The sequence below is a fragment of the Hydrogenovibrio sp. genome, assembly GCF_049975065.1.
GTDB lineage: Bacteria > Pseudomonadota > Gammaproteobacteria > Thiomicrospirales > Thiomicrospiraceae > Hydrogenovibrio.
Map to the genome: position 1 here is coordinate 1 of NZ_JBNGDN010000076.1, position 9,513 is coordinate 9,513.

9 protein-coding genes are annotated in these 9,513 nt (G+C 50.4%); 8 read left to right on the forward strand and 1 reads right to left on the reverse strand.

The features are described from left to right. From ACP5D0_RS08555 to ACP5D0_RS08585, 7 genes are all read left to right on the forward strand, one after another. The coding region (locus ACP5D0_RS08555) for a HisA/HisF-related TIM barrel protein (protein ID WP_472365287.1) at window positions 1-497 on the forward strand (497 nt) is incomplete at its 5' end. Continuing rightward, on the forward strand, window positions 494-1,147 hold the full coding sequence (gene hisH / locus ACP5D0_RS08560) for an imidazole glycerol phosphate synthase subunit HisH (protein WP_472365288.1): 654 nt from the start codon (window positions 494-496) through the stop codon (window positions 1,145-1,147). The genes ACP5D0_RS08555 and hisH, both read left to right, overlap by 4 nt. A gap of 21 nt (window positions 1,148-1,168) precedes the next feature. Then, a complete protein-coding gene (locus ACP5D0_RS08565) occupies window positions 1,169-2,245 on the forward strand; it encodes an N-acetylneuraminate synthase family protein (protein ID WP_472365290.1) in 1,077 nt (358 codons plus the stop codon). Window positions 2,246-2,260: 15 nt separating this feature from the next. Continuing rightward, window positions 2,261-3,376, forward strand: coding sequence for a phosphotransferase enzyme family protein (locus ACP5D0_RS08570; RefSeq protein WP_472365291.1), 1,116 nt, complete (start codon window positions 2,261-2,263; stop codon window positions 3,374-3,376). Between the two features lie 41 nt (window positions 3,377-3,417). Further along, complete coding sequence (locus tag ACP5D0_RS08575; protein ID WP_472365293.1) at window positions 3,418-4,539, forward strand: hypothetical protein; 1,122 nt, start codon at window positions 3,418-3,420, stop codon at window positions 4,537-4,539. Beyond that, the gene (locus tag ACP5D0_RS08580) at window positions 4,532-5,248 is read left to right on the forward strand and encodes an acylneuraminate cytidylyltransferase family protein (RefSeq protein WP_472365294.1); all 717 of its coding nucleotides are present in this window, start codon (window positions 4,532-4,534) and stop codon (window positions 5,246-5,248) included. The genes ACP5D0_RS08575 and ACP5D0_RS08580 overlap by 8 nt, the downstream gene beginning before the upstream one ends. Window positions 5,249-5,280: 32 nt before the next feature. Next, window positions 5,281-6,333, forward strand: a complete 1,053-nt coding sequence (locus ACP5D0_RS08585; protein ID WP_472365295.1) for a nucleotidyltransferase family protein — start codon at window positions 5,281-5,283, stop codon at window positions 6,331-6,333. A gap of 44 nt (window positions 6,334-6,377) precedes the next feature. Here ACP5D0_RS08585 and ACP5D0_RS08590 read toward each other — a convergent pair whose 3' ends face one another. Continuing rightward, the gene (locus tag ACP5D0_RS08590) at window positions 6,378-8,861 is read right to left on the reverse strand and encodes a motility associated factor glycosyltransferase family protein (protein ID WP_472365296.1); all 2,484 of its coding nucleotides are present in this window, start codon (window positions 8,859-8,861) and stop codon (window positions 6,378-6,380) included. Between the two features lie 246 nt (window positions 8,862-9,107). Here ACP5D0_RS08590 and ACP5D0_RS08595 point away from each other — a divergent pair. Then, the coding region (locus tag ACP5D0_RS08595) for a flagellin N-terminal helical domain-containing protein (RefSeq protein ID WP_472365298.1) at window positions 9,108-9,513 on the forward strand (406 nt) is incomplete at its 3' end.

Genomic DNA, 9,513 nt, shown 5'->3' on the forward strand with positions numbered 1-9,513 from the left:
ACACGGCTGCGGTGCAACGCCCGGAGCTGATCAATGAAATGGCGAAAACCTTTGGTGAGCAGTGTGTGGTGTTGTCGGTCGAAGCCATTCAGCAAACCGATGGCAAATGGCTGGCGTTTACCGATAACGGTCGTGAGCATACCGGTCTGGATGTCGTGGAATGGGTCAAGGAAGCGGTGGCGCGTGGCGCTGGAGAGGTGTTATTGACCTCAGTGGATAATGAGGGCGGCCGTAAAGGGTATGACTTAGCGTTGATTGAGGCGGTTTCCGAAGCCGTATCGGTGCCAGTCATTGCCTCCGGTGGCATGGGGCAAGCGATGGACGGCGTGCAAGCGGTAAAGTCCGGTGCAAGCGCCATTGCCATGGCGGATATTTTGCATTATGAGCGCGATACTGTTGAGGGCATTCGACAGGTGTGTGCCGAAAACGGTTTGTTGGTTCGATCACAAGAGGCAATCCATTCTGTTCATACCGTTCACGGAGGGGAGTTGTCATGAGTTCCATGAGCCAAATGAGCCGCCATGTGACCTTGATTGATTACGGTGCCGGGAACTTGCTGAATGTGCAACGTGCGTTTGAGCATCAGGGCGCGAAAGTCGAAATCGCCACACAACCCGAGCAAATCGAGCAGGCCGAACGGTTGGTGTTTCCGGGGGTGGGAGCCTTTCCGCAAGCGATGCAGCAATTGCAGGCGCAAAACCTGGTGGAAGCGATTCAGCAGGCGGCCAAGGATAAACCCTTTCTGGGGATTTGTTTGGGCATGCAAATGATGTTGGACGAAGGCGAAGAGTTTGAAAAAACACCAGGCCTGGGGCTTTTGCCCGGTCGGGTCAAACGGCTTCCTGCGCTGGGTGTGAACGGTCAAAATATGACGATTCCACACATGGGGTGGGCGTCGATTCAGCCGAACAAAATGCCCTGGCAAGGTTCTTTGCTGGAAGCCGTGCCGGAGCGCAATGCGTTTTATTTTGTGCATTCGTATTATGCGGATGTGGCCAATGACGCCGACCAATTGGCGGTGTTCGATTTTGGCGGGCACGCCATGACCGCCGCGATACAGCGTGACAATAAAATCGGTTGTCAGTTCCATCCGGAAAAATCCGGCGAGTTGGGGTTGAAATTGGTGGAGGCCTTTTTGAAATTATGATGGAGTATCGGGAGGGGTGATATGGATGTAAGAAGTTTTTGGCAAGACCAGTTGCACTCCGGTCGTCCGATGTTTTTGCCGGATATCGGTACCTATTTCAATCAGGATATGCAGCAAGCCGAAGCCTTGGTGGAGGCACTGGCCGAGGCGGGCGTGACCACCATCAAGGGTGAGATTCTGCAAACGCCGGAAATTTGCCTAGATGCGCATTTGTCCGGTAATGAAAAATACTGGGGACATCAAACCGGTGCGCTGAAACAGGAAAACTACCGTGATTTGATTGAGCGCAAGGTGGTGCCGTTATCGTCTTATGAATCCTTGTTCCGGTACGCCAAAGATAAGGGCATGGAGACCCTTGTGTCCGTTTACGATTTTGAAGGGGCGGACTTTGCCAAACAAATGGGCTGTGTGGCGATTAAAATCGCCTCGTCCAATATTACCCATCAGCCGCTCATCGAATATGTCGCACAGTTAGGGTTGCCGATGATCATTGATACCGGTCATTCCACGATCGAAGAAATGGCGCGTGCGGTTAACTGGGCGCAGGATTGCGGTTTGAAAGGGGATGCGGTCGACATTGTTGTGGAGCACAGTCCAAAAGGACCGCCCAATCCGGTGGAGCAGCAAAATTTACGTTTTATGCAGACGCTGGGACAAGCGGTTGGCTTGCCCTATGGTTTATCGGATCATCACGGCGGGGAAGAAATGCTGTATGCGGCCACGGCGATGGGGGCGGTGGTGTTGGAAAAAGGCATTTGCCCGGATGACATGGGCGATGAACAGGATGGCGGTCATGCCATGCCGGTCAGCCAAGTGGCCGCCGTTTTGCAGAAAATCAATAATATCGCCGATGCGATGGGGGATGGCATCCGCGTGCTGCCACGGCAACGTGAAAAATACATCTCGCGCATGGGCTTGGTGGCCAAAACAGACTTGGCGGTGGGGAGTGTCTTGAGCATTGATAATGTGCGTTTTGCCTTTCCGGCACTGGGCATCAAAGCCGAATATTGGTCGGAAATAGAAGGTCAGCCTCTAAAGCGCTCCATTTCGGCGGGGGACGTCATTGGCTGGCCGGATATTGCGTTTCGTGAGACCTAAGCGGCATTGGATGAAATGATGCGCTGGCTACCGGAACGGCCTGCTTTCCCCGGTCTTCGTCCACCGGAATTGAAATGGTTGGCGATGCGAACGCCATCGCTCGAAACATCACCCGAAAACGCCCAGGCCTGGGCGTTTTTGCAATTACTGTCCGAAAAGCATTCCGTCAAAATTGACCAGGCCTGGCAATTGCAAACGCACCAAACGGAACCCTACGGTTTTTTTCGTCTGACGGGCGAAATGTCGAACAGTGAACCCTTGGACTGGTTTTTAAAGCTGGTGGCACCGCAAAAAGCGAAACGTATGCTAGAAGGTCAGGCGCTGGTGGATGCAATGATGACCCTTCCCCAGCCTGACGTCATGGCTTCAAACGCGACTTTTTCTGTGCCGCCGATGATTCATGGGTTTCCGAATCGTCTGTCGGAAGAGGTGACCGCTTTGGCGTTTCCTTTCTGGGAAGGGCGTTTTACCGACTATCAGGCAGCGGATTTACGATTATTGGGGCAAGCGCTGGGGCAATTGCACCGTCGACTGAAAGGCTTGCCACAGGTGGCAAAAATCCAAGCGGGCGCGAAAGAGCGTCACGCGATGTTAACGTCACGGTGGCAGGCGTTGCTGCAGTCGCCCACGGAAATGGCACAATTGCCGGCTGAAGCCCAAGCCTGCTTAAAAGCCCATTCGCCGGATTGGCTGGGGCATTTGATGGACGATGGCCAACCCGTGCATGGCGACTTAAATGTCGGCAATGTGTTGTTTCGGCCAGATGGTCGGGTGGCGTTTTTGGATTTTGAAGACAGTTTGACCGCTTGGTTCGATCCTTTAAAAGATTTGGCGTTTGTGATCGAGCGGTTTGTGTTGTGTGTGCATGAACCTGCACAATTGGCGGCCATGAGTCATGCGCTTTTGGATGCCTATCTGGCAGAGAACCCTGTCAGAATTCACTCTGAAAAGCGTTTTGTTGATTTATTGCAGGGGCTGGCGGTGCGAGCTTTTTTGATTTTGGCGGAATTACAGTTGAGCACCCAGCAGAAAATACCGCAATCCGAGTGGCAAAAATTCGCATTTTTATATAATCTAACCCTTCGACATGACAGGGAGTTAAAAGCCATGGCCGCGCCTTACGTTGTTTGAGGCGGCGTGTTTGGTTAAAGGTTTGGATGATGAAGTTATTGATGACCGCACGTGATCCCGCGACCGCGGTGTCCTTTGAAAAGCTGGTGCCAGAGCTGTTAAACAGTGGTCGGTTTGAAATACGTCTATTGTGCCAGTCTCCGGCTGATGAGATTCTAAAGCCCTGGGTGCCGGAATCGATGTTGTTTGCGCGGCCTAACGATGCGTTCACGCGCGTGCTGGAGGACGACTTTTTGCAGCAGCAATTTGCGAGTTTTCAACCGGATGCGGTGTTGACGGGCATTTCCGGCCCGGACACGGGAATGGATGAAGCGGTGCTGCATTATGCGGCGACGCACGGCATTCGTTCGTATGCGTTGCAAAGTTTCTGGGGCGATATGAATCAGGCCTCCGGTGCGCTGCCCGACATCGCCTTTGTAATGGATGATGAAGCCGCGCGTATTACCCATGAGCGCTATCCGCAGGTGGTCAGTGTGCCGATTGGCTCGATTAAACACATTGACTATCATTGCTACGATCCTTTAGCGGCGCGAGCTGAAAAACGCCCAGGCCTGGTGGAAAAGGATGAAGTGATTCTGGGGTTTTATGGTCAACCGATTTTGGAAATTGCCGGTTATTTTGCCACCCTTGAGGCGCTGTCACGGCAACTCAAACGATGGTCTCGTCCGTTTCGATTGCTCTATCGCCCCCACCCCAAAGAAACCGATGTGTTGCGACAAAAAACCTTGTCCTTGTTTACCGGGGCGTTTGGCGAGCGGGTGCAGCTGGATCCATTTGACGATATTAAAGACAGTTTAGTGGTGTGCGATTTGGTCTTGAGTGCCTTTTCGACCTGCTGTTTTGATAACCTCTATTTAAATGAGTTGGCGCCACAGCCGTTCAATGCCAGTGTGTATTTATGGTTTGATCCGCAACTCATTCAATGGTGGCGAGACTACAGCCAATTACACGATATGCCGTTAATCAGTGAACAATTGCTGTTATCGGTCGATACAGAAGAAGAAATGCTGACGGTATTGGAAAAAGGCTTGCAGGCAGAAACCCGACAAGCGTTATGGCACAGAGCCAAACAGCATTTGCCCAGTCCGCAGGCGGCCATAGGCATTGTCATGGAAAAACTGCTGGCGGATTTTGACACAGAAAGGAAAGTGATACATGGTTGAGCAAACCCATATTTTAGCCTTGATTCCGGCCAGAGGCGGTTCGAAAGGGTTGATTGGCAAAAACCTTTATCCGATTTTGGATAAGCCGTTGTTGCAATACACCCTTGACGAGGCGCAAAAAAGTCAGTATCTGACCGGTTTGATGATGTCCAGCGAAGACGCGGAGATTAACGCCTATGCTGAGTCATTCGGGGTGGCGGTGGAGTATGTTCGCCCAGCCAGTCTAGCCGAAGATCACACCACGACTGCGGAAGCCGTGCTGCACGCGCTGGACTGGTTGGAAGCACAAAATCGTTTGCCGGATGCGGTGGTGTTGTTGCAACCCACGTCACCGTTGCGCACGGCCGAAGAAATTGATGCGGCCATTTTGCAGTTTTTAGAAAGTGAACAGGATTCGTTGATCAGCGTTCAGCCGATGAAGGAGCACCCTTATAAGTGTGTTCAGGCACAATCCGGCGGTTGGCAGTATCTGGCGCAGCCGGAGCAGTTTGTATCGCGTCGTCAGGATTACACCAATGATTATTATGTGATTAATGGCGCCATTTACATCGTCACGCCGCAGTTTTTACGCCAGCATCAGGAATTTACCCGAGAAGGCTTGTCCGAACTGTTTGTCATGGATCCGATTTCTGGGGTGGATATTGACGATTTGGCGGATGTGTTTCAGGTGGAAGCCTTGTTGAAAATGCGGCAGATGCAACTGAAATAATCGGGTGAAACCGCATAAGAAAAGGAACGGCTATGGATTTATTTGACTGGCAAGCGATTTCCATTGGCGAAGACGCGACCATTCGCGATGCCTTGACGGTGTTGGATCAACAAGCGATGCAGATTGCCTTGGTGATTACAGACGATCGTCGGCTTATTGGTACCGTAACAGACGGTGATATTCGCCGCGGTCTATTACGGGGCGAGAGTTTGGATAGCGCCATTACCCAAGTGGCCAACCGCGAGCCAACTGTCGGATTTGAGGCGGAAACAGAGATGGTGTGGCACCAGCATATGAAACGGCGATCCTTGCGACATCTACCGATTTTAAACGGCCAGCAGCAACTGGTCGGGCTGTATTATCATAAAACACGCTTGACACCGCGGCGCGAGAATCCTGTGGTTTTGATGCTGGGTGGCTTGGGAATGCGCTTGCGCCCGTTAACAGAAACCGTCCCTAAGCCAATGTTACCGGTGGGCAATCAACCCATTTTGGAAACCATTGTCAAACACATTGCCGAGCAGGGGTTTACCGATTTTTATTTTTGCATTAATTATCTGGGCGAAAAAATCCGTCAGTATTTTGGCGATGGTAAAAAGTGGGGCATTCAGATCACTTATATTGAAGAGTCCAAACCCATGGGCACGGCGGGCGCTTTGAGCCTTTTGCCGAAACGCCCAGGCCTGCCGTTTATTGTGATGAACGGCGATTTATTGACCAAGGTGGATTTTCGCGCATTATTGGATTTTCATGCCGAACACGACAACTGTGTCACCACCTGCGTGCGCGAGTATTCGCATCAGGTGCCCTATGGGGTGATTGAGATGGAGGGGGCTTACATTCGTGAGCTGGTGGAGAAACCGGTGTATCGTTATTTCGTCAATGCGGGCATTTATTGCCTGTCACCGCAGGTATTGGACAAGGTGCCGCCCGACAGTGTGTACGATATGCCCACGCTGGTGGATACCTTAATTGACGAAAATCAACGCACCGGCGGCTTTCCCTTGACGGAATACTGGATGGACATCGGTCACATTCCCGATTACGAACAAGCCCAGGCCGATTACGAGGTCTATTTTAAGTAATCACCGAATCACATAATCCGCCAGGCTTGGTCATTTCGAGTCGGTTAGCTTTTCGGGCGGGTGGCGAGTTGCATGAGTTCGTCGGCCACGAAATTGTCTGGGTCGATTTCCTGAATTTTTTGAATGGTCTGGATGGCGTCTTCCTGAAGGCCTAAATGAATCAGCAGCTTCGCCAGTTTAATGCGGGTGGCATTGTCCTGTTCATTACGCTGCAGATAGTGAATGTAAATCTCTGCGGCTTCGGTTTGGTTGCCCGTCGCGGCGGTAATGTCGGCATAGGAAATGAAATACTCGTCCGAGTAGTGGGTCAGCACTTCCAGTGCATTCAACGCGGTTTGATAGTCTTTTTGGGTCAGGGCGAGATGCACAACGCGTTTCAGGCCTTCCATCAATAATTTACCTTCCTGTATTTGTACATACTCATCCATGGCCGCATCCGGCATCTCTTTGAGTTCATACAAAAAGCCGGTGCCGAGGTGGCACAGCGATTCCGAATTGGTTTCGTTGTTTTCGGCAATGTAGTTGATCAGCTCTTCCAAGTCGTAGGGGCGGTTTTCAATAAAATAGCGGTAAAGACGATCAAACTGGTTACCAATATGACTGCCGCGTTCTTTTAATTCTTTACTGAGCTTGGTTTCGGTGCGGTTGAGTTCTTCATAGTAAATGTCCAGAAGGGCTTGTATGGCCGCCTGCTGTGCTTCGCTGAGGTCGTTCAGCGTTAAGCCGTGCATTTTCAGCCAAACCAGCGGGCGACCTTCTTCGTGATAGTCTCGCCATTTTTCAATGAGGGTATCAAAGTGTTTGGTGCCTTCGACTTCCTTGAGCCGAAAATTGAGGCGTTCAATGCCATATTGAATGGATTTTTTCAAAGGGGTGGCGGAATCGATCAGACCTGTAAAATAGTTTACAAACGAGTCTTTGATCTGGTCGCGGGTCATGTCGTCCTTGCCAACGCTGGGGTCCATAAAGTCTTTGTAGGCCTTAACGGAGTAGTTGAAAATGAACTCCCCATGCGATCCCATCTGGTGGTTGAGGTCGCGTTGCAAGCCAACAATTTTCTGTGTCAGCTGGTCGGTTTCGGCTAGGTCTTTAAACAGGCGCTTCGCCAGTTTTTTGCCTTGACGCGACTCGCGGATAACGTCACGGCACAGCTTCAGCATTTCCTGGCAGTAAGCTTTGGCCTCTTTCAGGTGTTGCTTGTAAGGTTTAATTTCTTGATATAAAGCCTGTTTGACGTCAGAAACGGCACTGTCTTTTTTAAGTTCGGGTAATTCAATGTCGCCTGTGGCAATGTATTCCACCTGATCGATTTTAGCGGCTTCCCGGCTGAGAGTGTAAAAACGGCTTTTGAAAACAACGGTGGAATAGGCCACTAATTCCTCCATCCCCTGGCGGGCATTGGCAAAGCTGGGGGTGGTTTCGGCAATGCGACCCGAATAGGTTTCGACCCGGTTGCTGGCGGAATCCAGGTATTTACCGGTTTTCGCTTCCAAGCTTTCCGATTCGTAGCTTTTACCGCCTTCGCCATAGCAAAAATCCACACCGGAGAAAAAGATTTGTTCCGCCCCCAGGTAGGCCGCCACCGAAGCCATGGTGTTGGTGACCGTGGGGCCGATGATTTGCAGGTTTTCAGGTTGCGGGTGCTTGGCGTCTTGCCAAGGGTACATTAACCCTAGGTAAGCGTGCGGGCCTGTCCATTCCGCCAGCAGCTTGCTGTTGGCATTATTGGCATGCACCAGTATGGCACTGTCGCCAAACGGCAGCATGGGTTTACTGTTGTCGTAACTGACGGCGTGAGGATCTACGGTGACAAAAAAATCCGGCTGAATTCCCTCTTTTTTCAGGCGGTTGGCAATGCGTGCGGCGGCAAAAATAACCAGCCGTTCCTGGTTCGCTTTGATCCAGCCAATGCTCTCATCCAAGCTGGGACCGCCCCCCATAATGACGGCGGACGTGCCTTTTAATCCCTCGGCGGCTTTGGAGAGGGGCGTGCTGTTACTGGCCAGACTTTCTAACTGACTGTCGATAAAGATATTGTTAATGGCAAAACCGCTCTCCGATGAGGCAAAAATATTGTAACGATCCAGCATGATTTCCCACAGTTGGCGATAGGGCAGACTTTGGCTATCGACCACGGCAAGTGATCGCAAGAGTAGAAATCGCCCATGGGCAATGTAATCCGCGTAGGTTTCGGCAAAACCGTCAAAATTGAAGTCGTCCGATTTCAAATCAATTAAGTTTTCATCCCACTCAAGGTTATTTTGAATGTAGTCCAGCATTTCCGGTTTTTCGATAATGACATAGTGACGTCCTTTGCCGGATTCATATTTTTCCAGGTAGGGAATCAGCAGCCCGGAGTCGGAGCCGACAATGAAAAACAGGGTGTTTTCTTGATCCAGTGTGTCATGAAACACTTTGTTAAAGGTTGATGAGGAACCCACGTTATCGAAAGCGGTTTGATTGATTTCACGAAAATAACGGTCGCCAAAGGCATTGGTGTAGATGTTTTGAGTATCGATAGTCTTCATAGGCTCTCATTTTTGCAGTTTGTGGATAGAAGGATTTTGGGCTGAAACACCTTATTTTTCAAGCTTTTTGCATTTTGCTAACCTTTTAACAGGAAATGTGCCAAAAAAAATTAAAAAAAATCGCATTTTTTTCTAAAGGTTTATAAAAGGTGGCCGTTACCAACAGTGAAGGGAAAGATTTTGACGATTGATGATATAAAAATAATAACAATCGCTTATTCATAAATGTAAAAAGGAGATAATATCATGGCTATGGTAATCAACACCAATATTCCATCGGAAAATGCGGTACGCCTATTGGATCGTTCCAGCAGTGAAATGACCACTGCGATGGAGCGTTTGACCTCTGGTCTGCGTATTAACAAAACAGCGGATGACGCCGCCGGTAAAGCCGTGGTTACAGGGATGTCAGCCCAGATCAGCAGTACAGAAATGGCCATTCGAAATGCCAATGACGGCATTGGTTTGGTACAAACTGTTGACGGAGCGGCGGAAGAAACCGTGAATATGTTGTATCGAATCCGTGAGTTGGCGACTCAGTCGGCCAACGAAACCTACACCTCGGCGCAGCGTTCACAAATGAACATCGAAGTATCACAGTTGAGACAAGAAATTAACCGGATTGCCTCAACCACCAAGTTTAACGGTGTGC